Consider the following 25,329-nt stretch of genomic DNA (forward strand, 5'->3'; position numbering starts at 1 on the left):
GCCCTTATGAGCCCGACCGATACCGACGCCCTGGCCCAAGACCTCCTCGCCTACATCGAAGCCTCGCCCACGCCGTACCATGCGGTGCGCGAGTCGGCCCGCCGCCTCACCCAGGCCGGCTACCGGCAGCTGGACGAGCGCGAGTCCTGGACGCTGAAGCCGGGCGAGCGCGTCTTCGTCATCCGCGGGGACACGAGCATCGCCGCCTTCCAGCTCGGCACCTCCCCGGTGGACCGGGCGGGCTTCCGCCTGGTCGGCTCCCACACGGACTCGCCGAACCTGCGGCTGAAGCCGAACGCGCCGGTGTCGAAGAACGGGTACCAGCAGCTCGGCGTCGAAATCTACGGCGGGGTGCTGCTGCACACCTGGACGGACCGCGACTTGTCGCTCGCCGGCCGCATCATGCTGATGGCGGGAGGGAAGACCCAGGGGCACCTGGTGGACTTCCGCCGGCCGCTGCTGCGCGTGCCCAACCTGGCCATCCACCTCAACCGCGGGGTGAACACGGACGGGCTGAAGCTGAACCCGCAGGAGCACATGGTGCCGGTGCTGGGCCTGGAGAGCGCGGGCGCGGTGGACCTGCGCGCGCTGCTGGTGCAGGAGCTGGCGAAGGGCGGGGTGAAGGCGGAGGCGGGGGACATCCTCGGCTACGACCTGTGCCTCTACGACTTGCAGCCGCCCACGCGCTCGGGTGTGCACGGCGAGTTCCTCCATGCGCCGCGCCTGGACAACCTGGCGAGCTGTCACTCCGCGCTGACGGCGCTGCTGTCCGGCAACGAGAAGCGCGAGGCGACGAGCGGCGTCATCCTGTTCGACCACGAGGAGGTGGGCAGCCGGAGCGCGCAGGGCGCTGCGTCCCCGTTCCTGCGCACGCTGCTGGAGCGCTTCACGCTGGCGCACTCGGACGGGAAGCCGGACGCGTTCCACCGGGCCATCGCCAACTCGTTCCTGGTGAGTGCGGACATGGCGCACGCGGTGCATCCCAACTATGCGTCGCTGCACGAGCCGAAGCACCAGCCGCAGATGGGCCTGGGCCCGGTCATCAAGTCCAACGTGAACCAGTCCTACGCGACGGACGGCGAGACGTGGGCGTACTTCGCGTCGCTGTGCCGGGAGGCCGGTGTCACGCCGCAGCACTTCGTCACGCGCACGGACCTGGGGTGCGGCAGCACGATTGGACCGATTACGGCGGGCCAGCTCGGCATCCGCACGGTGGACGTGGGCAACCCCATGCTGTCCATGCACTCCATCCGCGAGATGGCCTGCGCATCCGACGTGGAGAAGATGGTGGCCGTGCTGCGCCAGCTGTTCGCGTAGCGCGCTTGCGGCACCAGGCACTCCCTCGAGCGCCTGGTGCCACCCGGGTGCGCCGTACGTCACGGCACCCGGGACGGACGACTCACGAGAGCGCGCGAAGCAGCCGCTGCTCCCGCGCTTCCGCCAGCGTGCCCGCATCCAGCAGGACGGCGGCCTTCTCCGGTGCGGACAGGGGCTCGGGCGCCCCGCCCAGCAGCTTCTTCCGCGCGGACGCCAGCGCCGCGGGCACCGCCGCCAGCCCCGGCTGCGCCTCCAGCAGCGCCAGGTGCAGCGCGTGCGCGCGGGCGTCCGTGAGGACATGGTCCACGGCGTCCGTCACGGGCGCCACCGCGTGCTCCTCCTCGACGCCCTGCGCCCGCTCCAGCACCTCGGGGGGCTCCGTCTCCTCCGGAATGAGGAACAGCCCCAGGCGCTCCGCCCACAGGCCCAGCGACGCCCGCGCGGTGAACACGGAGAGGGGAATCGACAGCAGCAGCCCCGCCACCACGGGCGCCATCCACGCCAGCAGCCCGGGGGACAGCAGGAAGGCGGCCACTGCCAGCGCCACGCCCACGCCGGTGTGCACGGCATGCCGCCGCGCTGCCTCGGCCCAGGGCAGGTCTGCGTCCTCGCGCTGCTGGCTCGTCCAGGACACGCGGTAGCCCAGCAGCGTCCCGAAGACGAAGTGCGACTGGAACAGCATCATCACCGGCGCCAGCAGCGTGGCCAGCACGCTCTCCACCAGCACGCTCAGCACCAGCCGCACCCGGCCGCCCATGCGCGCCGCGTCCTGCCCGCGAGCCAGGGCCAGCACCAGCCCCAGCAGCTTCGGCGCCAGCAGCATCCCCATGGACGTGGCCGTCAGCACCAGCGCCCCCCGCGCATCGAACGGCAGCGGCTCCGCCGAGCCCATCAGCCACCCGTCATGCAGCGCCGCCACCAGCCCCGACAGCAGGAACAGCAGCCACAGCGGCGAGGCCGCGTAGGACATGACGCCCATCAGGAAGTGGCCCCGGCTGATGGGGTGCAGCCCGCCAGCCGCCACCAGGCTCAGGTGCTGGAGGTTGCCCTGGCACCAGCGCCTGTCCCGCTGCGCATACGCCAGCAGGTTCGGCGGCGGCTGCTCGTAGCTGCCACCCAGCTCCGGCACCAGCCACACCGTGTAGCCCGCGCGCCGCATCAGCGCCGCCTCCACGAAGTCGTGGCTGAGGATGTGCCCGCCGAAGGGCTGCTGTCCCGGCAGCACCGGCAGCCCGCAGTGCTCGATGAACGCCGACGTGCGGAGGATGGCGTTGTGGCCCCAGTAGTTGGACTCGCCCAACTGCCAGGCCGCCGCGCCCGCGGCCACCACGGGCCCGTAGACGCGGCCGGCGAACTGCTGGAGCCGCGCGAACAGCGTGCTCCGGCCCACGCACAGCGGCGGCGCCTGGATGATGCCCGTGCGCGGGTTGAGCTCCATCAGCCGCGCCATCTTCACCAGCGTGCGGCCGTCCATCAGGCTGTCCGCGTCCAGGACGATGGTGAAGTCGTAGTGCCGGCCCCAGCGCTCGCAGAAGTCCTGGAGGTTGCCGGCCTTCTTCCCGGTGTTGTCCGTGCGGCGCCGGTAGAAGATGCGCCCCTGTCCGCCCACGCGGCGGCACAGCTCCGCCCACGCCAGCTCCTCCGCCACCCACGCCTCCGCGCGCGTGGAGTCACTGAGCACATAGAAGTCGAACGCGTCCAGGTGCCCGGTGGCGGCCACCGACTCGTACGTCGCCTGCACGTTGGCGAAGACGGCGGCCGGGTCCTCGTTGTGGATGGGCATCACCACGGACGTGCGGGACGTGAGGCGCGACGCCTCCTCCTGGGCCGTGGGCCAGCGCAGCCCGGGCAGCCGGCCCCCGAGCGCGAGCTGGAGGAACCCGGCCACCGCCGTCCAGAAGGACAGGGCAATCCACCCGAAGCACAGGGCGAAGAGCGCGAGCAGGACGACTTCCGGCACGGTGGTGCCGCGCACGCTGAGCAGGCGGTGCATCTGCCACGTCCCCAGCAGGGTGGACGCGGCGGCCAGGCCCAGGACGCAAGCGCGCCTCGGCCCGGCGCTCTCGGGGGAGAACGAATGGGCGTGCATGGAAGAGTGGCTCCGGGAGAAGGGCGCTAGCGGGAGATGGACACGTCCGGCAGCACCGCGCGCCGGCCGCGGCGCAGCAGCTCGCCGAAGGGCCACAGTACCAGCTGCTGCTCGGGCATCACCGAGGCCACCTGCGCCGGCGCCGGCACGGGCACCGCCGCGCGCAGCGTCCGCGCGAAGTCCTCCGGCACCGAGCCCCGCGTCAGCAGGCGCGCGCCCAGCCGGGCCCCGTCACACAGCACGAAGGCCGCGCGGCCCCGGGTGAGCAGCGTGCCCGCCGCCTCCTGGCCGAGCACCTCCGCCAGCCACGCCTCCATCCGCGCGCGGGCCAGGGCCACGGCGTCACGCGGCTGGGCGCCGTGCGCGCTGTCGCTGTCCAGCACCCAGAGGGCCAGCGCGGACAGGTCCTCGTCCGCCGTGAAGCCGAAGCCCTGGAAGAAGGCGTCGAGCGCGGCGCGTGTCGCTGGGAGGACCCACGCGGAGGGCGGAGCGGAGGGGCGGGTGGTCAGCGTCGTCACGGGGTCCACAGGTAGCTCCAGGTCTCGGTGAGGGTCTCGGAACCGCGTCTCAGGTACGCGCGCAATTCACTGGGGGCGCCGGCGTCGGGCACCCACTCGAAGGTGGCGCGCCAGCCGCCGGAGGGCTCGTGGCGCCGGACGGTGCGGTGCAGCACCTGGCCCCTCGAGGCGGTGATGAGGATGTCCACCGGCCCGTCGCTCCTGCTCGCGCCGGCTTCGGGCGAGAAGTCGAGGACGAAGCGCCGCGCGCCCGCCGAGTCGCCCGCGGCGATGCGCGTGGCGGTGACGGCGGAGGTCGTCCGGGGCCAGGGCGCCTGCGCGCCCCAGTGCAGCCGGTACGCCACGCGCAGGGGCACGCCCGGCGTCAGCGGCGCGTCCGGCACCCAGAAGGCGACGATGTTGTCGTGCACCTCCTGCGGCGTGGGCAGCTCCACCAGCCGCACCGCGCCGGGGCCCCAGTCGCCCACGGGCTCCACCCACGCGCTGGGGCGCAGCTCGTAGCGGGCCTCCAGGTCCTCGTAGCTGGTGAAGGCGGTGTCCCGCTGCAGCAGGCCGAAGGCGCGCGGGCTGGCGGCGCGGAAGCTGGAGACGCTCACCCGCGACGGGTTCTGCAGCGGTCGCCAGAGCTGCTCGCCCTCGCGCATCCACACGAAGAGGCCGTCCGAGTCATGCACCTCCGGGCGGAAGTCGTCGTACGTCCCCCGGTCGTTCTCCCCGAAGAGGTACATGCTGGTGAGCGGGGCCAGGCCCAGCTGCTCCACGGCCTTGCGCGCGAAGAGCGTCGCCTCCACCTCCATCACCGTGCTGGCGCCGGGGATGACGGTGAAGCGGTAGGCGCCGGTGAGGCTGGGCCCGTCCATGAGCGCATGCACCACCACGCGGTCCGCGCCGGGGGCGGGGCGCTCCAGCCACAGCTCGCGGAAGGAGGGGAACTCCTCGGGGCGCGGCAGCGCGGTGTCGATGGCCACGCCGCGCGCGGACAGCCCGTACACGGTGCCCCGGCCCAGCGCGCGGAAGTAGCTGGCGCCCAGGAAGGACAGCACCTCGTCGAAGTGCCCGGCCCGGTTGAGCGGGTGGGTGAGCTTCAGGCCCGCGAAGCCGTCGGCCTTCGCCAGCGGGCCCGGCTTCACCAGCGCGCCGTAGGTGAACAGCTCCGGCGAGAAGCGCACCGGCTCCGCCTTCCCGTGCTCCACGACGTGGACGGCGACGGGGACGGGGTAGAGGAAGCCCGGGTGGAAGAACTGCGCCTGGTAGGGCAGGCCGTCCCCGCGCCACAGCGCCTTCTCGTCGCGGTAGCGGATGTCCCGGTACGCGTCATACGAGAGCTGCTGGTACGCCTCGGGCAGCGTCGACTTCGGCGCCACGTAGGGACGGGCGGCCAGGGCCCGGGCACGCTCCACCACGGTGCCGGGGGGGAAGGCCCGCGCGGAGGCGGCGGGCTTCGCCGGGGCGGCGCGCGCGCTGGCCGCGGTGGCCGACGCCACCACCGCCGCGCACACCCACGCGCTCCATGCCTTGTTCCGCCGCGACTTCACGTCCAGGTGCCTCCGAATAGACCGGTACGTCGAACGACCCCCCGGTCCTTCGGACTCCGCCCGACTCTGCGCCGCCCCTGCACTCCCGGTGCGGCGCGTCAGGCCATCAGCAACCTGCGTACCAGCGCGTCATGCGCCGGACGGCCTCGCCAGAATCCCGAGGGATTCCAGTGGTTTGGGTTCTCCAGCCCGTTGTGGCTCCAAGCAGCGCCGGGGTTGGAGGGGAACGGACGGCCGCCTTCCCGCCCGGTGTGGGCGGAGGCTGGGGAGATCAGGAACAGCCTTCGAGCAGGGCTGTCCAAATCTTCCACAGGTGGACATCGCACTACGGGTGCGCGAGCCGCTCCTGGACGAGCGACAGCAGCTCCCGGCCGGCGAAGGGCTTCTCCAGGTGGGGGCTGGGGACGGCCTCGAGGAAGGCGCGGGCCTGCTGTGTCACGGCGCCGCCGGTGAGGAACACCACGCGCCGGGCCTGCTCGGGGTAGCGCTGCTGGAGGGCCGAGTAGAAGTCCATGCCGCTCATGCCCGGCATCATCAAGTCGCAGAAGACGAGGTCGTAGCGCTCCCCGGCCTCGATTCGCTCCAGCGCCTCCTGGGCGCGGGTGGACAGCGTCACGTCGTGGTGGGGCCGCAGGGTGCGGCCCAGCGCCGTGCACACCAGGGGCTCGTCGTCCACCACCAGCAGGCGGCCCCGCTTCTCCGTGGAGGGCGGCGGGGGCGTGGGCACCACGGGGGCCTTCTCCTCCGGGGGCGCGGCCGGCAGCAGCACGCGGAAGGTGGAGCCCCGGCCGGGCTCGCTCTCCACGTGGATTTCCCCGCCCAGCGAGGCCACCAGGCTGTGGCAGATGGACAGCCCCAGCCCCGTGCCCACGCCGGGCTCCTTGGTGGTGAAGAACGGGTCGAACAGGCGCGACAGGTGCTCGGCGGCGATGCCCATGCCGGTGTCCGCCACCTCCACCACCACCCGGTTCTGGGTGCCCACGCGCGTGGCGACGCGAATCTCGTGCCGCTCCGGGGTTCCTCCCGGAATGGCCTGCGCGGCGTTGACGAGCAGGTTGAGGAACACCTGCCCCAGCCGCGACTCGTTGGCGCGCACCCGGGGCACCTCGTCGAACTGCTTCACCAGCCGCGCGCGGTGGCGAATCTCCGTGGTCGCCAGGTTCAGCGTGGACTCCAGCACCTGCCGCACGTCCACGTCGGCGTTGTCCGCCGAGTCCACCCGGCTGAACGTCTTCAAGTCGCGGACGATGGTGCGCACCCGGTCCGCGCCCTGCTGGGCCTCCGCGAGCGCGGACTGCGCGGCCGCCAGCGTCTGGGACAGCCGCGCCTCGGCGCTCCGCGCGCCCTCGCCCAGCAGCGCGCTCAGCTCGTCGCGCGCGAAGGACAGGTTGGCCGTGAGGTACGCCAGCGGGTTGTTGATTTCGTGCGCGACGCCCGCCGCCAGCGTGCCCACCGAGGCCATCCGCTCGGCCAGCATCAGCCGCGCCTGCATCTGGTGGCGCTCCGTCAGGTCGTGCGACACCGAGACGATGGCGTCCTCGCCGGCGAAGGGCAGCGGGAAGGTGGTGGACTCCACCGGGAGGATGGTGCCGTCGCGCTTCAAGAGCCGCCGCTCCTGGAGCGCCGCCCGGCCCGTGCGCAGCGCCTCGTGCATGCGCGCGTCCGCGGACGCGAAGTCCTCCGGAGGGATGATTTCGGAGATGTGCCGGCCGAGCAACTCCGCCACGTTCTCGTAGCCCAGCGCCGTGGCCACCTTGAGGTTGGCGTAGCGCACCCGCGCGTCCCGGCTGAAGACGGCCACCAGGTCCGGCAGGCTCTCGATGAGGGTGCGGAAGCTCACCTCCGAGCGCCGCAGCTCATCCTCCGCGCGCTTCAGCGGGGTGATGTCCGGGAAGAAGGAGATGATGTGCGGCGCGCCCGCGTAGGGCACCAGCCCCATGAAGAGCAGCGTGTGCCGCAGCTCGCCCTGGCGCGTGTGGTACTGCGCGTCCACGCCCCGCACCGAGCCGTGCCGCCGCAGCCGCTCCACCACCTGGGCCCGGTCGAAGGGCCGCTCCCACAGGCGCAGGTCCACCGTGGTGCGCCCGATGACCTCCTCGCGCGTGTAGCCGAAGGCCTGGAAGTAAGCGTCGTTGGCCGCCACCACCTTGCCGTCCGTCAGCGTGGTAATCGACGTGGGCACGGGCGACACGGACAGCATGGTGTCGCGCAGCTCGTCCCCGAAGGGCACGCCGGTGCGGCCGTGGCGCCGGGTGAAGCGCCGCTCGGCCAGGTCCAGCCGCAGCTCCAGCTCCTGCGGGTCCGGCGGCCACGCCAGCACGTCGTCCGCGCCGGCCTCCAGCCCGGAGTGCAGGCTGGACAGGGCCTCGCGCGGCCCCAGCAGCATCACCACCGCCTCCGGGCCGTTGGGAAGGCTGCGCAACGCGCGCAGCAGGGGGACGGGCGCCGCCGGTCCGTGGGTGTCCACCACCACGAGCGCGCACGCGCCCGAGCGCCACGCGGAAGGAACCTCCGCGTCCCGCGCGGCGGTGACCACCGTGTGCCCTCGCGCCCGCAAGCGGGACTCGAGTGGCGCCAGGTCCGCCCCTCCCTGGGTGACGATGAGGACCCGCATGACACTCCTCTGCAAACGAGCCGTCATCGTTACACGAGCCTTGTTGTTGTAAAAGTGTAGTGACGTAGCTTTTCTCCGGTGGCGGAGGAATCGGGGGGCCGCAGGAATCCGCGGTGGAGGAGGAATCGGTAGCCCCTCGGGCTGTTACACTGGCTGCCGGACCCGGTCTGCCAGTGGGCCGGAGGGGGGAATCGATGGAATGGCGGGGGCTGAGCGAGCCGGTGAAGGAGCTTCGGGAGTCACCTCCCAGCCCGGTGCAGGTGCCACGACGCAACTTCGAGGGGCTGTTCGTCCACGCGCTGAAGCCCACGGGGGCCTTCGCCCAGTCGCTCCAGGACATCGGCTACGACGGGGAAGTCTCACAGCAGTCATACCCGCTGTCGGTGTGGCGGGCGGCGCTGGGGGTGGCCCGGCGCTTCGTGTTCGCGGGGTACCCGCCCGAGGCCGCCAACCGCGCGCTGGGGCACCGGTACGTGGAGGGCTTCTCGCAGACGCTGGTGGGGCGCGTGCTGGCCACCGCCGCGCCGCTGCTGGGCGCCGAGCGCAGCCTGACGCGGCTGCCCACGTACCTCAGGGCGGGCCGCGAGGACATGAAGATGCTGCTGGAGCCGGTGCAGTCGCGCGAGTGGCGGGTGCGCGTCGTGGACCCGGACCCGCTGCCGGACTTCGTGGCGGGCGTGGTGGAGGGCGTGCTGTGGCGCACCCGCGTGAAGCCGGAGGTGGTGGTGCTGGAGCGCCAGGCCAGCGGGTACACGCTGCACGTGCGGTGGGACGAGCCCTGAAGCCGGGCGCTCGGGCCTAGGCCTTCCCCTCCGTCAGCGCCTGCTGGCGGAGCCGCCAGAAGAGGAGCCATAACAGCCCGCCCCCCACGGCGAAGGGCAGGCTCCACCAGGCGATGCGGCGCGCCAGCACGGCGTTGACGGCCAGCACCGCCTTCTCCCGCGACTGGACGATGACGGCGAAGCCCGTGTTGCCCACCGGCGCGAAGGCCGCCAGCCAGGTGCCCGGCTCGCTCGACACGGGGTCCCGGTAGCCCTCCAGCACCCGGCCCTCCACGGACGGCAGCAGGAACTGCTCCTCCTCGTGGGCGGTGGGCGGTGGCAGGGCCCGCGCGAGCTGCCGCGCCGTCTCCGCCCCCAGGGCGACGGGCATTCCACGCCCCAGCCGCTCGTGGACGACGACGGTGTACGTGTCGCGCGAGGGAATTGCCTCGTCCGGCGCGGGCCGGTCCGTGGGTGCCACCAGCATGGCGGTGCGGTTGACGCCGCCCGGGTCGTCCAGCCGCAGCGAGCCCAGCGTGGAGTTGGAGGCGATGGTGGCCACCAGCACGCCGCGCCACGTCCCTGCCGGCCCGTACACCGGGGCGGAGATGGCGAAGGTGTTGGAGCCGTCGCTCGTGCCCAGGAAGGCACGTGACACGTAGGCGGCGCGCTGCCCCGTGTCCGCCAGCCGCCGGGCGGCCTGGAAGTAGTTGCGCCACCCGTAGTCATTGCCAATGAAGAAGCGCGGCGGCGGAGGCCAGTGGGCGAGCGCGCGGCCCGTCGTGTCCAGGATGAAGCAGCGCTGGAAGGGCCAGGCCACGTCCGAGCGCGCCGCTCCGCCGCGCGGGCCGTCGTGGTAGGTGAAGCGCTCGCGGCAGAAGGACTCCAGGGCCCGGCCGTCACCTGCCTGGAGCGCGGCGCCCAGCTCCGGCCGCGCCGCCGCGCGCTCCACGCCCTGCCGGTACTGCGCCAGCTCGAAGAGCACCGTCCCCGCCACGAGCCGCGCGGCGTAGAGGTTGACCCGCAGCGCGTCGTGGCGCAGGTCCTCCTCCTGCGCGCTGGCGATGCGGAAGGCGGCCACCGCGGCCACGGCGAGGGACCAGAGCAGGGTGGCCAGCAGCCCTGCCTCCAGGGGGTGGCCGCGGTACCAGGCCAGCACGCGCCGGGCGCGGGTGGTGGGGCCCACGGGCTCGCCCTTCAGGAAGCGCTGGAGGTCATCGGCCAGCTCCGCCGCGGAGCCGTAGCGGCGGGTGGGCTCCTTGTGCAGGCACCTGAGGACGATGTGCTCCAGCTCCCGGGGGATGCGCGGCTCCAGCGCGCGGGGGGCAAGCGGCTCGGCCTCCCGGACCCTGGCGAGCAGGGCCTCACGGCTGCCGCCCTCGTCCTGGAAGGGAGGCCGGCCGGTGAGCAGCTCGTAGAGGATGCTGCCCAGGCCGTAGACGTCGGCGGCGACGGTGAGGGGCGGGCCGTGGGCGGTGGTCTGCTCCGGTGCCATGTACGGGAGCGTGCCTCCCACCGGGCCTCGCTGCTTCCGCGTGTCGAGCGGCTGGGCCAGGCCGAAGTCGGCGACATGGGGCACGTCCCCGGCGTCGAGCAGGAGGTTCGCCGGCTTCAAGTCCCGGTGGAGGATGAGCCGCTGGTGGCCATGGTGGACGGCCCCGGCGACTGTCGCCATCAATCGCGCCGCCGCGCGGGGGGCGCGGAAGCGGTGCATCTGCTGGTCGAGGCTGCCACCCTCCATCAGGTTCATCGTGAAGTAGGGGCGGCCCTCGGCGACCCCCGTGGCGATGACGTGGACGATGTTCGGGTGGTTCAGGCTCGCGGCGGCCCGCGCCTCCGCCACGGCCAGGAAGCCGGGCACCCCGTCGTCGTTCGCCGGCAGGTCCACGGCGCTCATCTTCAGCGCCTCCATGCGCTTGAGGGGGACGTTGAAGGCCTTGTAGACGACGCCCATGCCGCCCTCGCCCAGGCGCTCCAGCAGCTCGTAGTCGCCGAAGCGCCGGGGCAGGGGGGGCTCCACGGGCACGGGCTCCTCCTCCGGAGCGGGGCCCAGGGGCTCCAGACCGGCGAGCAGCAGGCACGGCATGCACAGGCCCTCCAGCGTTCCGGAGGGCGGGTGGGGGCACGTCGGTGGGCGGGGGGGCGTCATGATGCACCGGGTTGAAGCGGCGGCCCGCGCAAGGTTACGGGCCCGCCAGCGCGGTGATGAGGAAGCGCAGCTCGTCGGCGGCGTCCGCGGGGTTGGCCACGGTGTGGGAGACCTCGCGCAGCAGCAGCTCCTGGTAGCGCTTGCGGAAGCGGAAGGCCGCCACCTTCACCGCGCCCGGCTTCATCCCCAGCACCTCGGCGATGTGCGCGTGCGCGGCGCCAGCGTCTCCCGTGAGCGTCTTCTTGAGGTGGTCGAAGAGCGCGCCCCTGCCGGCGAGCACGTACTCCTCGCGCAGCGCGGCCAGCACGTGCTCCAGCAGCCGCTCCGCCCAGCGCTTCTCGAAGACGCGGTCCGGCGTGGGGTCCGGCGAGGGGGCGGGGATGACACGGCCCTCCGGGTCCTCGAGGGGGACGTGGACGTGGCCGCCGCCGCGGGCCCGGGTCTGCTCCGCGTCCCATGCGTTCGCCAGGAAGTGCGTCATCGACGTGAGCAGCCACGAGCGGAACCGGCCCCGGGTGGGGTCGGCGACGGACAGGGCGTTCTTCTCCAGCAGCCGGACGAAGAAGGACTGCGTCAGGTCGGCGGCCTGCTCCTTCGTGAAGCCCTTGTGCTGGACGAAGTCGTGGAGCGGAGCCCAGTACTGCTGGCAGAGCGCCTCCAGGGCCTTGCGGGCCTCGGGCGCGGCGCTGTGGCCCGCGGCGAGGACCATGCTCCACCGGGTGGTGGCGAAGCGGCGCCGGGGCGGGAAGGGCAGCACCTTGCCGCCCTCCTCGCGGGGGGCGGCGCTGGACGGAAGGGAGTCGCTCGACGGCTCGACGACCATGACGGGAGCCTCCACGGGGTGGCATTCCCAGTAAAGAGCCCCGCCCCCCGAGGTTACTGCACGGATTTCTTCGAAACGGGCGTGGCGTCCGAGCGGTCCTCGATGACCCGGTGCCACCTCCCTCGAGCGGCGGGCTCCGGCGTCCTGGCCCGGCTCAGTTGAGCAGCCGCTTCGGAGGCGGCTTGCGGCCCGGCGCCGTCACCGCGGGCCGTGCCTGGAGGCAGCGCTGGATGACGTCGAGCAGCCCGTCGAAGACGTCGCGCAGGGCCCAGGCGCGGTCATCCAAATCCGACAGCTCCCCGCAGCGCAGCAGGCCGTCGCGCAGGGCGCGCTGGGCGCCGGGGCAGTCGCCGCGCTCGTCGATGAGCTGCTCGGCGGTGCGCGCATAGAGGCGGTAGCAGCCCTCCACGTCGCCCCGGTTGTACGCGGGCGCGCCCACGTTGATGGCCTGGCCCAGGGTGCTGGCGATGGACTCCAGCGCGTCCGGGGACGCGCCCTCCAGCATGCTCAGCGGATGCTGGGGCACCTGGCGCACGCGTCCGGCGCGGCGGCGGGGCGCCTCCAGCGCGGCCAGCGGCGCCGTCACCATGGCCCGCAGCATGGGCAGCACGTACCGTGACGGAATCACCAGGCCCAGGGAGCGGCCGTTGGCGAGCGCCGCGGTGGCCACGCCCACCACGACGCCGCGCGAGTCCATCACCGGGGCGCCCGAGGCCTGCTCGGAGATGGTCCGCGTCAGCTCCATCAGCGTGAGCCAGTCGCCCAGCACCTGCACCGCGCGCACCTCCAGCGAGCGCACCTCCGGCGCCGGCCCGGCCACCGCGCGCAGCACGTAGACGCTCTCTCCCTCGGCGGGCAGGGGGCCCCGGCCCAGCGGCAGCGCGGGCACCATGTCCGGCAGCGGCAGGCGCAGGACGGCGAGGTCCCTGCGCTCGTCCATGGCCACCACCTGGACCACCTCGGAGCGCACCCCATCCGACATCACCGCGCTGATGCTGCGGGCGCCGGCCACCGCGTGCAGGCTGGTGACGAGGTGGCCCTCGGGCGTGGCGATGAAGCCGGAGGCGGTGCGGCCCTCCACCTCGAGCATCACGAGTGACGAGGAGGCTCGGACGAGGGCGTCCCGGGGAGGCGTCCTGTCGGGTCCTTCGGACATGGTGACCTCCTGTGTCACGACAGTTCCTCTTCTATCAGCCGGCCGCCCGGCGCCCAACCTGGGAGGGGGCCGCCTGTACCGGAGTCTCACTTGTGATTGGCGGCAAAGTGTCCGGTCGTTAAACCTGCGACCTCCATGCACAAGACCCACCTCGTAGGCGCACGCACGCACAACCTGAAGGACCTCTCCGTGGACCTCGCGGAAGGGGAGTTCGTCTGCATCACCGGCGTGTCGGGGGCGGGCAAGTCGAGCCTCGCGCTGGACACCTTGTATGCGGAGGGACAGCGGCGCTTCGTGGAGAGCTTCAGCCCGTATGCCCGGCAGTTCCTCGAGCGGCTGGAGCGGCCGCCCATGGACGCGCTCGAGCCGGTGGCGGCCGGGGTGGCGGTGGACCGGCGGGCGCCGGTGAAGAGCTCGCGCTCGACGGTGGCGACGCTGGCGGACGTGGAGCCGTACCTCTCGGCGCTCTTCACGCGCGAGGCCGTCCCCGTCTGTGACACGTGCGGCGTGGAGGCGGTGCGCACGGACGCGCGCGTGGCGGCGGCGGCCGTCATCCGCGAGCACCCGGACGCGCAGGCCGTCATCACCTTCCCGGTGCGCATCCCGGACACGGCGGCCTTCCTGGACGTGCGGGCGCGGCTCCTGAAGGACGGCTACCACCGGCTGGTGGTGGGTGGCGAGGTGAAGGAGCTGGAGTCGCTGAAGCCCTCGGAGGCCACGGACCCGGCGGGCGTGGCGCGGGTGGTGGTGGACCGGGTGAAGCTGGCGGACGCGCAGCTGTCGCGCGTGACGCAGGCGCTGGAGGACGCGTGGCTGCGCGCGGACGGCGAGGCGCTGGCCTTCGTCCCGGACGCGGCCCCCAGGCGCATCCGCCGGGGCCTGGTGTGTCCGAAGTGCGCGCGCGAGTTCGAGCCCGCCCGTCCCGGCCTCTTCAGCTACCAGTCGCCGGTGGGGGCGTGCGCGCCGTGTCGCGGCTTCGGGCGCACCATCGGCATCGACTGGGGGAAGGTGATTCCCAACCCGACGCTGAGCCTGTCGAAGGGGGCCATCCGCCCGTGGTCCGGGCAGTCCACTTCATGGGAGCGGAGCATGCTCCAGCGCTGGTGCCGGGCGCGGGGGATTCCCATGGACCGTCCGTGGGAGGAGCTGACGGCGGACCAGCGCGAGCTGGTGCTGGAGGGCGAGGGCGACTACCACGACGGCCGGGCCTACCCGGGCGTGCGCGCGTGGTTCCGGTGGATGGAGGGCCGCACGTACAAGATGCACGTGCGGGTGCTGCTGGCGCGCTACCGCGCGTACACGCTGTGCGGCGACTGCGGCGGCGCGCGGCTCAACACCCAGGCTCGCGCGTACCGCGTGGGCGGGCTCGACTTGCCCTCGTGGCACGGGCTGGAGCTGACGGACGCGCTGGCGCGGCTGGAGGCCCTGCGCACCACCACGGGGCAGGGCGACCTGGCGCGGCGCGAGCTGGCCGGCCGCCTGCGCTACCTGCAGCGGGTGGGCCTGGGCTACCTCACGTTGGACAGGCAGGCGCGCACGCTGTCGGGCGGCGAGGCGCAGCGCGTGTCCCTCACGGCGGCGCTGGGCACGTCCCTCACCGGCGCGCTCTTCGTCCTGGACGAGCCCACCGTGGGCCTGCACCCCGGCGACGTGCCGCCGCTGACGGAGGCCATCGCCGAGCTGGCGGAGCGCGGCAACATCGCGCTGGTCATCGAGCATGACCCGCTGGTCATCCGCTCCGCGCACCGCGTGCTGGAGCTGGGCCCCGGCGCCGGCAAGCACGGCGGCACGCTCTGCTTCGACGGCACGCCCGAGGCGCTGGCGAAGAAGAGCGATTTGCCCACCGGCCGCCTCCTGGCGGGGGCTGGCGAGACGAAGCGCACGCCGCGCCAGCGCAAGGGCGAGCTGGTGGTGAAGGGCGCGCGCGAGCACAACCTGAAGGACCTGTCCGTGCGCGTGCCGCTGGGCGTGCTGTGCGCGATTACGGGCCCCAGCGGCTCGGGCAAGAGCACGCTGATGGACGAGGTGCTGTACCGGCACCTGGCGCGCAAGCTGGGCGTGAAGGACGTGGAGGCCCCCGGGGCGGTGGACGCGCTGGAGGGGCTGGACGCGGTGGAGGCCGTCACCTTCGTGGACCAGTCCCCGCTGGGGCGCACCTCGCGCGGCAACGCGGCCACGTACACCAAGGCGTGGGACCGGCTGCGCGAGCGCTTCGCCGCGGAGACCGACGCGGAGCTGCGGGGCCTCACGGCGGCGCACTTCTCCTTCAACGTGGACAAGGGCCGGTGCGAGGCGTGCTCGGGCGAGGGCTACGAGACGGTGGAGATGCAGTTCCTCGCGGACGTGGCGCTCCTGTGCGCGGTGTGCCGCGGCCGGCGCTTCAAGGAAGAGGTGCTCGCCGTCCGGCACCACGGCTTCAGCGTGGCGCAGGTGCTGGAGCTGACGGTGTCGGAGGTGCTCAAGCACTTCGGTGACGACAAGGCGCTGGTGCGCACGCTGGGGCCGGTGGAGCGGCTGGGCCTGGGCTACCTGCCGCTGGGGCAGCCGCTGTCCACGCTGTCGGGCGGCGAGGCGCAGCGGCTGAAGCTGGCACGCGCGCTGGCCAGCGACGCGAAGGGCACGCTGTTCCTCATCGACGAGCCCAGCGCGGGCCTTCACGCGGAGGACGTGCGCCACGTCATCGCCGCGCTGCACGAGCTGGTGGAGCGGGGCGCCAGCGTCATCGTGGTGGACCACGACGTGTCGGTGATGAAGGGCTCGGACTGGGTCATCGACCTGGGCCCGGTGGGCGGCCGTGACGGCGGCCGGCTGGTGGCCGAGGGCACTCCGGACGACGTGGCCCGCGCGCAGGGCGCCACCGCGAAGGCGCTGCGGGGCGAGCACCGGCCGCTGGGGCGCTCGGTGAAGCTGCGCCGGCCGGGGAAGGACGCGGTGCCCGCAATCGAAGTGGAGCACGCGCGCGAGCACAACCTCCAGGACGTGTCCTGCCGGATTCCGCTGGGGAAGCTGACGGTGGTGACGGGGCCGAGCGGCTCGGGCAAGAGCTCGCTGGTGTTCGACGTGGTGTTCGCGGAGGGGCAGCGGCGCTTCCTGGAGACGCTGAGTCCGTATGCGCGCCAGTTCCTGCCCACCATGCCGCGCCCGGACGTGGAGCGCATCGGCTCGCTGCCGCCCTCCGTGGCGCTGGAGCAGCGCACCTCGCGCGCCGGTGCCACCAGCACGGTGGCCACCGTGACGGAGGTCGCCCACTACCTGCGCCTCTTGTTCGCCAAGCTGGGTGAGCCGCACTGCCCGAGGGACGACTCGCCCATCGCCGCCACCACGCCGGACGCGCTGTACGCGCAGGTCCTCACCATGAAGGGCGAGGGCACGGTGCTGGCGCCGGCGGTGCGCGCGCGCAAGGGCACCTACCTGGACGTCTTCGCCGCCGCCGCGCGCGCGGGAATCTCGCGCGCCATCGTCGACGGCAAGGCCGCCAGCACGGACGACCCGCCGCGCCTGACGAAGACGCGCGAGCACGACATCGACCTCGTCATGTACGAGGGGAAGCTGGCGAAGCTGCCTCGCGACGTGCTCGACAAGGCGCTCGGCTGGGGCCAGGGCGCGCTGAAGGTCGGCGGCGGGAAGGGAGAGACGCTGCTGTCCACCGAGCGCACGTGCCCGAAGTGCGGCACGGCGGTGCCGGAGTTGGATCCGCGCTGGTTCTCCTTCAACACCAAGCAGGGCCGCTGCGAGTCGTGCGAGGGCACCGGCGTGCAGGGCGGCCCGGAGGCGCTGGCCGAGGGCGAGGTGTCGCCGTGCCGTGCCTGCGACGGCAGCCGGCTGGCCCCGGTGCCTCGCGGCGTGAGGCTGGAGGGCGCGCGCTACCACGAGGTGGTGCAGGAGTCCGTGGCGTCCACGCTGGCGCGCGTGCGCGGGTGGAAGTTCAAGGGAGACCGGGCCCTCATCGGCGAGGCCTCGCGGCAGGAGCTGCTGCGGCGCATGGAGTTCCTGGAGCGCGTGGGCCTGGGCTACCTGTCCCTGGACCGCAACGCGGCCTCGCTGTCGGGCGGGGAGATGCAGCGGCTGCGGCTGTCCGCGCAGCTGGGCGCGGGCCTCACCGGGGCCATGTACGTGCTGGACGAGCCCACCATCGGCCTGCACCCGCGCGACACGCACCGGCTGCTGGACAACCTGCGCGCCCTGGTGGCGACGGGCTCCACGGTGCTGGTGGTGGAGCACGACGCGGACACCATCCGCGCGGCGGACCACCTGCTGGACTTGGGCCCCACGGGCGGCCGGGGCGGCGGGCACATCCTCGCGGAGGGCCCGCCGGACGTGGTGCTGGAGAGCGACTCGCCCACGGCGCGCGCGCTGCGGGAGGCGAAGGTGCGGCCTCCGTCCGGGCGCGGTGAGCCCAAGCAGTGGCTGGAGCTGAAGGGCGCGCGCGCCAACAACCTGAAGCGCGTGGACCTCAAGCTCCCGGTGGGACGGCTCAACGTCGTTTCGGGCGTGTCCGGCTCGGGCAAGAGCACGCTGGTGCGCCACGTGCTGTACCCGGCGCTGCGCGAGGCGCTGGAGTTGGTGACGGTGAAGCCGGGGGCGTTCGACTCGTTGCGCGGGGTGGAGTCCCTCAAGCGGGTGCTGTCGGTGGACCAGTCGCCCATCGGCCGCACGCCGCGCTCGGTGCCGGCGACGTTCCTCGGCATCTGGGACGAGCTGCGGCGCGTCTTCGCGGCCACGCCCGAGGCGAAGATTCGCGGCTTCACCGCGACGCGCTTCTCCTTCAACTCGGCCAGCGGCGGCCGCTGCACCGCGTGCGAGGGGCAGGGGGCCATCTCCCATGAGATGTCCTTCCTCCCGGACGTGGTGACGCCGTGCGAGGCGTGCAACGGCGCGCGCTTCGACGCGGCCACGCTGGAGGTGCGCTACCACGGCCTCACCATCGGCGACGTGCTGCGGCTGTCCGCCGACGAGGCGAAGGACGTCTTCCGCTCGCTGCCCCGCGTGGCGGCGCCGCTGGAGTGCCTGTCGGACCTCGGCGTGGGCTACCTGCAGCTCGGCCAGGGCTCCAACACGCTGTCGGGCGGCGAGGCGCAGCGGCTGAAGCTGGCCGCGGAGCTGACGGCCTCCTCGCGGCACGAGCCCACGCTGTACGTGCTGGACGAGCCCACCACCGGGCTGCACACCGGTGACGTGGAGAAGCTGATTACCTTCCTGGGCCGGCTGGTGGACCGGGGCGACACGCTGGTGGTCATCGAGCACCACCCGTCCGTCATCGGCGCGGCGGACCACGTGGTGGAGCTGGGGCCCGAGGGCGGCGAGCAGGGAGGCCACATCGTCGGCACGGGCACACCCCGGGAGGTGGCGAAGCTGAAGACGCCCACCGGCCGGGTGCTCAAGTCGCTATTTTCCGGTGAAGACGCCCGTCCCCGGGCCACGGCGAAGCGGGCGTGAAACGCATATGCCATTCGTGCATCCTTGCGGCCGCATGCGAATCCTCCACACCCTGACGCTCACCGCGGCGCTCGCCGTCACCCCGGCGCTCGCCGCGGGCAGCAAGCCCTCCACCCCGGCCCCCAAGGCCGAGACTCCCACGGAGAAGAAGCCCATGTCCTTCCACGACCTGTCCGCCAACCGCCTCGACGGCAAGCCCGAGCCGCTCTCCAGCTACCAGGGGAAGGTCGTCCTGGTGGTGAACACCGCCTCCGAGTGTGGGTACACGCCGCAGTACGCGGGCCTGGAGAAGCTGTACCAGGAGTACAAGGACAAGGGCGTGGTGGTGGTGGGCTTCCCCTCCAACGACTTCGGAGGCCAGGAGCCGGGCAGCGCGGAGGAAATCAAGAAGTTCTGCGAGCTGCGCTACAAGGTGACCTTCCCCATGTTCGAGAAGGTGAAGACGAAGGGGGAGGGACAGTCGCCCGTCTACGCGTTCCTCGCGAAGAACCACCCGGCGCCCAAGTGGAACTTCCACAAGTACGTGGTGGGCAAGGACGGCCAGGTGAAGGCGGCCTTCCCCAGCTCGGTGACGCCGGACAGCGCCGAGCTGAAGACGGCCATCGACGGCGCGCTGTCGCAGAAGTAGCCGGCCCCATCGGGCGCCGCCCCGGCAGCCCGCCGCGTGGCGTCCGAAGGGAGTCGTGGAGGCTGACGCACCGCCTCCCGTCCTCATGTCGTGCGGCCATGGCGGGTGGCGTGGCCCGGGTGCGAAGGCGCGCCCATCCTGAGAGCGGACCTTGCCAGTGGGGAGGGGCCGCATGGCCTTCGCATCGACGCCGGACGTGGACACGTGGGAGGAGGCCTGGCCGGAGCTTCCGCTGGAGGAGTGGAAGGACAGCCAGGCCACGCTGCACCGGTACCTCCAGGTCCTCGGCAAGGTGAAGCTCGCGCTGACGCCGCCGGAGAACCACTGGTGGAACGTGGCGTTCCGCGTGACGGCGCGGGGCCTGACGACGGGCCTCATGCCCTTCGGCGATGGCGCCTTCGAGGTGGACTGCGACTTCCAGGTGCATGAGCTGCACTTCCGGACGAGCGGGGGCGAGACGCGGGTGCTGGGGCTGGACTCGCGGCCCGTGGCGGACTTCTACCGGGACGTGATGGCGCTGCTCCACTCGCTCGGCATCGAGGTGCGCATCTGGGAGACGCCGGTGGAGATTCCAGACGACACGACGCCCTTCAGCGAGGACCGGCACCACGCCACCTACCAGCCGGAGTACGTGTACCGGTGGTGGCGGGCGATGCTGCAGGCGAGCCTGGTGCTGGAGGAGTTCCGGGCACGCTTCACCGGCAAGTGCAGTCCGGTGCACTTCTTCTGGGGGAGCTGCGACCTGGCGGTGACGCGCTTCTCCGGCCGCCCCGCGCCGGAGCGTCCCGGGGCGGACGCCATCACCCGCGAGGCGTACTGCGAGGAGGTGTGCAGCGCCGGCTTCTGGCCGGGCACGTCGCAGTCGAAGGGGGCGGCCTTCTACTGCTACGCCGCCCCGGAGCCGGAGGGCTTCTCCACCGCGGACATCCGCGCGGCGGGAGGCTGGTACGACGCGGGCTTCAAGGAGTACCTGCTGGCCTATGACGACGTGAGACGGGCCCGGGCGCCGAGGGCCTTCCTGCTCGACTTCCTCCAGGGCACGTATGACGCCTGCGCGGACCTGGGCGGCTGGGAGCGCGCGCGGCTGGAGCGGCCCCTGGTGCTGCCCGAGCGGCGCGCGGTACAGGAGGGGACGGCCACGCTCCCGGAGCAGCCCCCGGTGCCGGTGGGCTAGCGGCCGCGGCCTTCTTCAGTCCATGGGCGGCAGCACGGGCAGGCCGTGCTTGAGCTTGAGCTTCATCCTGCCCTCGGTGCGCGCCAGGGTGAGCGCGAGCCGGGCGCGCTTCTCCGGCGGCAAGTCCCTGGCGAGCGCCTGGTACATCTCCTTGTCGAGCACGGCGATGCGCTCGCGGGCCTCGAAGGCGCGCTGCGCGGCCGCGTCCACCTGGGCCAGGGCCGCGCTGTCACCCTGGGTGGCCTGGTGGAGGAGGCGCGCGGCGTCGCGCACCTGCTCGCGCAGGGGGCGGCGCTTCTCGTCGAACCCGCGCAGGGTGGCCTCCATCTTCAGGGCCTGCGCGTTGTCCAGCTCCAGCGCGTCTGACAGCTCCAGCACCTGCCGCAGCCGCTGCCGCTTCTCCGAGCGCTCCAGGCGCTCCGCCTCGCGCCCCTCCTTGCGCTCCTCACGAGGGGACGCCCCGGCCAGCAGGGGCAGCAGGCTCAGGGCCAGCACGGTGGTGCGCAGGGGCTTCATCGTCCTCACAGCGTCTCTCCCAGGTTGAAGTCGGGGTCCTCTTCCAGGTCCTCGAGCAGGTCCTCGCCATCGGGCTCCACCTCGTCCAGCGGCTCCAGTCCGGCCCACGCCTCGAAGGCGGCCAGCGTCTCCGCGTCCACCTCGGGCGCGGGCGGCGCCGTCACCGTCTCCGTCTCCGGGGTGGGCGTCAGGACGCCGGACTTCCGGACGAGGTCCGGCACCAGCAGCATGAGGGCCACCACGGCCGCGGCGGCCACCAGCGAGCCGAGCGTCCGCCGCCGCAGCCCGCGGTGCTGCTCGTCGCGCCGCCAGGCGGCCAGCGTGCGCCGGGGCACCGCGTCCAGCTCGGTCTTCTCCTCGGCGGAGAGCGGGGGCAGCTCCGCCAGGCCGAGGACGCTCACGGTGGACGCGACGGCCTCGCGGCAGCCGTCACACGTCCTCACGTGCTGGGAGACGCGGGCCGTCTCGGCGGTCTCCAGGCCGCCAGTGGCGAAGACATCCAACAACACCTCGTAGTCAGGGCACGCGGCCATCAGCTCTTCTCCTCGGGCGCGCCCACCAGCGCCTTGAGGCGCTTCACCGCGTGGTGGAACTGCACCTTCGCATTGTTCTCGGTGATTCGAAGCGTCTGGGCGATGTCGCGGAACGACAGCCCGCCGTCCAGCCGCAGCGTCAGCACCTCGCGCTGGCGGCGCGGCAGGGCCAGCACGGCGGCACGCACCTGTTGCTCGCGCTCGGCGCGCTCCAGGCCTTCCTGGGCGGACTCGCGCGAGTCCGGGGCCACGTCTTCCGGCGCGGCCTCCACCAGCATGGGCCGCCACCGCTGCCCCTGGCGTGCGTGGTTCTTCGCCAGGTTGAGGGCGATGCGCACCAGCCACGCGCGGAAGGGCGCCGGCCCGGAGGGCGAGAAGCGGGCGAAGACGCGGCGCGAGGCCTCCAGCGCGCGCAGGAAGGCGCTCTGCACCAGGTCCGCCGCGTCCTCGGGGCGCGACGTGTAGCGCCGCACCAGCGAGAAGACGAGCGCCCGGTGCCGCATCACCAGCACGTCGAAGGCCGCCGGCTCGCCGTCCAGGAAGACGCGGCACAGCTCCTCGTCCGAAGCCCGCGCCAGCCCCGAGCGCGCCACCCGCGCGGGCATCGCCACCACCCGTCCGCCTGTCTCCCTGGGGCTCACACCCGTCCAACCCCCGAACCGGCCAAAGGTTATCTTCCCGTCGTCCGTGGTTCCGGCTTTACGGATTGTGCAGGAAATCCGGCACGTTGGGTGGGCGAGCGGGCAGGGGGGCGGTTGCTGGCGGCCGGGGGGCGTGGCCACAATGGGCCGTTGGCTGCGATTACGGAGCGGGAATGGTGACGGAAGGTTCTGGCTCTCGCATCAAGGGTGGGGTGCTCATCTCCCGGTTGAACATGCTGCGCCAGCATGGCGGGCAGGTTCGCGTGGACGACGTGCTGCGGCGGCTTCCTCCCGAGGACCAGGCGGTGCTGCGGAAGATGATTCTTCCGATTGCCTGGTATCCGCTGGAGCTCAACCTGCGGCTGGACACGGCCATCGCGGAGGTGATGTCGCCGGAGGACAAGCGCAGGGCCTTCGTCGACATGGGCCGGGCGTCGGCGGAGGAGGCGCTGCATGGCGCGCAGCACGTCTTCGTGCGGCCGGGGGACCCGCAGTTCCTGCTGAGCCAGGCACCGCAAATCTATCGCTTCTATTACGCGGTGGGCTCGCGGACCTACGAGCGGGCGGGCGAGCGGGCCGCGGTGCTGCGCACGTTCGGCGCGGAGAACGTCACGGAGACGGACTGCCTGACCATCATCGGCTGGCACGAGCGGGCGGTGGAGCTGTCGGGAGGGCGGGCGGTGAACATCTCCCATCCCCAGTGCCGGGCACGGGGCGCGCCGCACTGCGAATACCACGTGGCGTGGCACTAGGGCGCCGGGTGCCGGGCCCCGGCCTCAGGCGGATGGGCCGGGCAGCGGGTTGGCGCGCAGGTAGCGGAGCACATCGTCGAGGTGGCGGTAGACGCGCATCTCGTGGCGGATGACGTGCTCGATGCGGCCGTGCGGGTCGATGATGAAGGTGATGCGGCGGTCCACGTTGAGCACGGGCCAGAGCGCGTCATAGGCGCGGCTGATGGCGCGGTCCTCGTCGCCGAGGAGGGCGAAGTGGATGGCCTCCTTCTGGGCGAACTCGCACTGGGTGCGCTGCGTGTCCACGGAGACGCCCACGAGCTCGGCGCCCAGCTCCTTGAGGAGCTGGTGGTTGTCGCGGAACGCGCGGTTCTCGATGGTGCAGCCGATGGTAAAGGCCTTGGGGAAGAAGAACAGCACCACGCGGCGCCCGCGCAGGGAGGACAGCCGTAGGGGGGCGCCCTGACAGTCGGTGGCGTTGAAGTCCGGCGCGGAGTCTCCGACAGCAGGCATTCCGAAGGGTCCCTTCCTGGATGGGCCGAGGGTGTCTCACCCCTACCACGTTTCAGCGGCGGAACCGTTTCCGGGGATGCTCGACTGGAGGGTGGTGGCGCGGGCGGCGCGGGGTATCGGACGGCTGCCCTGTCCCAAGGTGTCGGGCGGCACGAGTGCCTGGGGCTGGTGGGTGGCTCGCATCGTCTCCAAGGACTGCGAGGAAGCGCTTGAGCGCGCGGGCGTCATGGTTTGAAGTCCGAGGACGTGACAGGCCCCACTCGAGCAGAGGACGAAGAGACCGCCGCCGCCCGGAGGCACGACGACCGGCTGCGGCAGCTGGACACGGCGCGCGACGCCGCGTGGAGCTCGCTGGGCCGGCTGGAGGAAGCAGCCATCATTCCCATCATCCCGAGTGGCCCGTACTGGCCCGGCCATCGCCAGGCCTGGAGGGTCATCCACCGGGAAGGGGGGAGCACGCTGCTCGTCACGGACGGCCTCTCGGACCCGTTCATCGACAGCGAGGAGCTCACCCCGGGCTTCGGCCTGGAGCTGGCCATCGAGACGAACGAGCCGCTGCCGGAAATCCGGAGGAGCTGGTTGCTCCGGCTGTTGCGCGAGGTGGCCGACGAAGTGGCCGAGCATGAGAGCGTGCGTGGCTGGCTGCACAAGGGGTTGATGTCGATGGAGGTCTCGGGCGAGGGCATGCCCGAGCCGCTCGTCACGAGGGAGGGGCGTGTGGCGGTGCTGCTGGGCCTCGAGTCGAGCACGCTGCCCCGGCGCTTCCCGACGCCCGCTGGACACGTGCTGCTCGTCACCATCAAGGCCCTGCTGCCGGCGGAGCTGGCGTTCATGTTGGAGCAGGGGCGCAACGGGAAGCGCGAGCTCGAACGCAGGTTCGCCGAGGGAGATACCCCGGCGCACGTGTGCCGCTCGTGGCGCAAGTCCGTGGTGTGAGCGAGCCAGCACCCGCGTGACGTGAAGTCACGCCGCCAGCCCGGGCCCGCGATTCGGGCTAAGGTCCGCGCCCGTGCGGTCAACCCGTGAAGTGGTCTTCTCGAAGGAACTCTCCGCCCGGCTGGCGCGGTCCATGGGGGTGACGCGAGTGGCGCGCGTCACCGGATTGGACAGGACGGGAGTCGAGGTGGCGTGCGCCGTGAGGCCCGGCGGCCACGTCCTCCAGGTGTGCAACGGCAAGGGGCTCACGTACGAGGATGCGGCGTGGGGCGCGTTGCTGGAGACCGCGGAGCTGTGGGCCGCGGAGACGGTGCTTCCGGGCCGGCTGGCCTGGGGCGCCCGCGCCGAGCTGGACGGCGTGCTGGGCACGCTGTGGAGCGCGGAGGCGCTGGGGTCCGCGGGCGCACTCGTGGACGCGCGCTTGTGGGGAGACACCGTCCGGTGCGCGTGGCGCGAGGCCAGGGAGCTGCACTCGGGGAAGCCGGTCTGGGTCCCTGCCCAGGGGCTCCATGTCCCGCCACCCGGAGGGCCCGCGCTGGGCCCGGTCGCGGCGGCCTGGACGAGCAATGGCTCCGGAGCACACCCGGATGCGGAGCAGGCCCTGCTGCACGCGCTCCTGGAGGCCACCGAGAGGGACCAGCTCGCGAGAGCCCTGCCGGAGGGGTGGACGGATGAAGGCGTGCGAAGGCGCCTGTTGCGTCCGGCGGAGCTCGAACGCGCTGCACCGCGCACCGCCGCACTGGCGGAAGCGCTGAGGGAGCGAGGCTTCGGGGTGTACCTCTTCGACGCGACGCCCTCCTCGCGCACACCGGGAGCGGTGGGGCTGCCGGTGGGCGCGGCGGTGCTGGTGGACCTGGACGAGGGACCGGTGCCGCTCACGGCGGGCTATGCCTGCGCGCTGGAGCGGGACGAGGCGCTGCTGAAGGCGCTGCTCGAGGCGGCGCAGTCGAGACTGACGGACATCCACGGAGCGCGAGAGGACGTCGAGTCGACGGACCGGGAGGCCGCGCGACAGTTCGCCGAGGCCTGCGCCCAGGTCCGTCCCAGGCGGAGCGCCGGAGACCTCCCGGACCTGGGAGCACGCGCGCGGGCTCCGGCCGGTCAGCGTGTGCGGCGCGTGCTGGCCTTGCTGAAGCAGGCGGGCTTCCACCAGGTGGCCGAGGTGGAGCTGGACTCGCCGCTGCCCGAAGTCCACGTGCGGCGGGTGGTGGTGCCGGGCATGCACATCTCGGAGCTCCTGTGAGTCGGCAAGAACGAGC

General features: G+C 72.7%; 20 protein-coding genes. 9 read left to right on the forward strand and 11 right to left on the reverse strand.

Going from position 1 to position 25,329, the window contains the following annotated elements:
• Positions 1 to 6 precede the first annotated feature (6 nt).
• The gene (locus tag LXT23_RS45875) at positions 7 to 1,317 is read left to right on the forward strand and encodes a M18 family aminopeptidase (protein WP_253986861.1); all 1,311 of its coding nucleotides are present in this window, start codon (positions 7 to 9) and stop codon (positions 1,315 to 1,317) included.
• Between the two features lie 82 nt (positions 1,318 to 1,399).
• Here LXT23_RS45875 and mdoH read toward each other — a convergent pair whose 3' ends face one another.
• The 4 genes from mdoH to LXT23_RS45895 form a co-directional block, all read right to left on the reverse strand.
• Positions 1,400 to 3,406 carry a glucans biosynthesis glucosyltransferase MdoH gene (gene mdoH / locus LXT23_RS45880; protein WP_253986862.1) on the reverse strand — a complete coding sequence of 669 codons (2,007 nt, stop codon included), beginning with the start codon at positions 3,404 to 3,406 and terminating at the stop codon, positions 1,400 to 1,402.
• A 26-nt stretch (positions 3,407 to 3,432) separates the two neighbouring features.
• On the reverse strand, positions 3,433 to 3,924 hold the full coding sequence (locus tag LXT23_RS45885) for a hypothetical protein (RefSeq protein ID WP_253986863.1): 492 nt from the start codon (positions 3,922 to 3,924) through the stop codon (positions 3,433 to 3,435).
• Positions 3,921 to 5,459 carry a glucan biosynthesis protein gene (locus LXT23_RS45890; RefSeq protein WP_253986864.1) on the reverse strand — a complete coding sequence of 513 codons (1,539 nt, stop codon included), beginning with the start codon at positions 5,457 to 5,459 and terminating at the stop codon, positions 3,921 to 3,923. Before LXT23_RS45890 ends, LXT23_RS45885 begins: the two co-directional genes overlap by 4 nt.
• A gap of 325 nt (positions 5,460 to 5,784) precedes the next feature.
• On the reverse strand, positions 5,785 to 8,073 hold the full coding sequence (locus LXT23_RS45895; RefSeq protein WP_253986865.1) for a PAS domain S-box protein: 2,289 nt from the start codon (positions 8,071 to 8,073) through the stop codon (positions 5,785 to 5,787).
• 194 nt (positions 8,074 to 8,267) lie between these two features.
• Between LXT23_RS45895 and LXT23_RS45900 the strand changes: the two genes are divergently transcribed.
• Positions 8,268 to 8,855 carry a DUF2378 family protein gene (locus LXT23_RS45900; protein WP_253986866.1) on the forward strand — a complete coding sequence of 196 codons (588 nt, stop codon included), beginning with the start codon at positions 8,268 to 8,270 and terminating at the stop codon, positions 8,853 to 8,855.
• Between the two features lie 16 nt (positions 8,856 to 8,871).
• On the opposite strand, the gene LXT23_RS45905 is transcribed toward LXT23_RS45900, so the two are convergent.
• From LXT23_RS45905 to LXT23_RS45915, 3 genes are all read right to left on the reverse strand, one after another.
• On the reverse strand, positions 8,872 to 10,920 hold the full coding sequence (locus LXT23_RS45905) for a protein kinase domain-containing protein (RefSeq protein ID WP_253986867.1): 2,049 nt from the start codon (positions 10,918 to 10,920) through the stop codon (positions 8,872 to 8,874).
• Between the two features lie 97 nt (positions 10,921 to 11,017).
• Positions 11,018 to 11,806 carry an RNA polymerase sigma factor gene (locus LXT23_RS45910; protein WP_253986868.1) on the reverse strand — a complete coding sequence of 263 codons (789 nt, stop codon included), beginning with the start codon at positions 11,804 to 11,806 and terminating at the stop codon, positions 11,018 to 11,020.
• Positions 11,807 to 11,960: 154 nt separating this feature from the next.
• Positions 11,961 to 12,962, reverse strand: a complete 1,002-nt coding sequence (locus LXT23_RS45915) for a S1 family peptidase (protein WP_253986869.1) — start codon at positions 12,960 to 12,962, stop codon at positions 11,961 to 11,963.
• 135 nt (positions 12,963 to 13,097) lie between these two features.
• Here LXT23_RS45915 and uvrA point away from each other — a divergent pair, with 135 nt between their 5' ends.
• The 3 genes from uvrA (at position 13,098) to LXT23_RS45930 (ending at position 20,200) form a co-directional block, all read left to right on the forward strand.
• Entirely contained in the window at positions 13,098 to 18,398 is a 5,301-nt protein-coding gene (gene uvrA / locus LXT23_RS45920; protein ID WP_253986870.1) for an excinuclease ABC subunit UvrA, read from the forward strand.
• A gap of 34 nt (positions 18,399 to 18,432) precedes the next feature.
• Entirely contained in the window at positions 18,433 to 19,026 is a 594-nt protein-coding gene (locus LXT23_RS45925; protein WP_253986871.1) for a glutathione peroxidase, read from the forward strand.
• Between the two features lie 172 nt (positions 19,027 to 19,198).
• Positions 19,199 to 20,200, forward strand: coding sequence for a DUF5996 family protein (locus tag LXT23_RS45930; RefSeq protein WP_253986872.1), 1,002 nt, complete (start codon positions 19,199 to 19,201; stop codon positions 20,198 to 20,200).
• Positions 20,201 to 20,215: 15 nt separating this feature from the next.
• On the opposite strand, the gene LXT23_RS45935 is transcribed toward LXT23_RS45930, so the two are convergent.
• The 3 genes from LXT23_RS45935 to LXT23_RS45945 are packed head-to-tail and all read right to left on the reverse strand — an operon-like array spanning position 20,216 to position 21,854.
• The gene (locus LXT23_RS45935; RefSeq protein ID WP_253986922.1) at positions 20,216 to 20,716 is read right to left on the reverse strand and encodes a hypothetical protein; all 501 of its coding nucleotides are present in this window, start codon (positions 20,714 to 20,716) and stop codon (positions 20,216 to 20,218) included.
• Positions 20,717 to 20,721: 5 nt separating this feature from the next.
• Positions 20,722 to 21,249: a zf-HC2 domain-containing protein gene (locus tag LXT23_RS45940; RefSeq protein WP_253986873.1), complete on the reverse strand. Its 528-nt coding sequence runs from the start codon at positions 21,247 to 21,249 to the stop codon at positions 20,722 to 20,724.
• Complete coding sequence (locus LXT23_RS45945) at positions 21,249 to 21,854, reverse strand: RNA polymerase sigma factor (RefSeq protein WP_253986923.1); 606 nt, start codon at positions 21,852 to 21,854, stop codon at positions 21,249 to 21,251. Before LXT23_RS45945 ends, LXT23_RS45940 begins: the two co-directional genes overlap by 1 nt.
• A gap of 209 nt (positions 21,855 to 22,063) precedes the next feature.
• On the opposite strand from LXT23_RS45945, the gene LXT23_RS45950 reads away from it, so the two are divergent.
• Positions 22,064 to 22,642 carry a TIGR02265 family protein gene (locus LXT23_RS45950; protein WP_253986874.1) on the forward strand — a complete coding sequence of 193 codons (579 nt, stop codon included), beginning with the start codon at positions 22,064 to 22,066 and terminating at the stop codon, positions 22,640 to 22,642.
• Between the two features lie 24 nt (positions 22,643 to 22,666).
• Here the strand turns inward: LXT23_RS45950 and LXT23_RS45955 are convergent, their stop codons facing one another.
• Positions 22,667 to 23,134: a peroxiredoxin gene (locus LXT23_RS45955; protein WP_253986875.1), complete on the reverse strand. Its 468-nt coding sequence runs from the start codon at positions 23,132 to 23,134 to the stop codon at positions 22,667 to 22,669.
• Positions 23,135 to 23,210: 76 nt separating this feature from the next.
• Here LXT23_RS45955 and LXT23_RS45960 point away from each other — a divergent pair, with 76 nt between their 5' ends.
• The 3 genes from LXT23_RS45960 (at position 23,211) to LXT23_RS45970 (ending at position 25,313) form a co-directional block, all read left to right on the forward strand.
• Positions 23,211 to 23,369, forward strand: a complete 159-nt coding sequence (locus LXT23_RS45960) for a hypothetical protein (protein ID WP_253986876.1) — start codon at positions 23,211 to 23,213, stop codon at positions 23,367 to 23,369.
• A gap of 11 nt (positions 23,370 to 23,380) precedes the next feature.
• Entirely contained in the window at positions 23,381 to 24,070 is a 690-nt protein-coding gene (locus LXT23_RS45965) for a suppressor of fused domain protein (protein WP_253986877.1), read from the forward strand.
• A 133-nt stretch (positions 24,071 to 24,203) separates the two neighbouring features.
• Positions 24,204 to 25,313 carry a YcaO-like family protein gene (locus tag LXT23_RS45970; protein ID WP_253986924.1) on the forward strand — a complete coding sequence of 370 codons (1,110 nt, stop codon included), beginning with the start codon at positions 24,204 to 24,206 and terminating at the stop codon, positions 25,311 to 25,313.
• Positions 25,314 to 25,329: the final 16 nt, after the last annotated feature.

The sequence above is a fragment of the Pyxidicoccus xibeiensis genome (assembly GCF_024198175.1).
Taxonomy (GTDB): domain Bacteria; phylum Myxococcota; class Myxococcia; order Myxococcales; family Myxococcaceae; genus Myxococcus; species Myxococcus xibeiensis.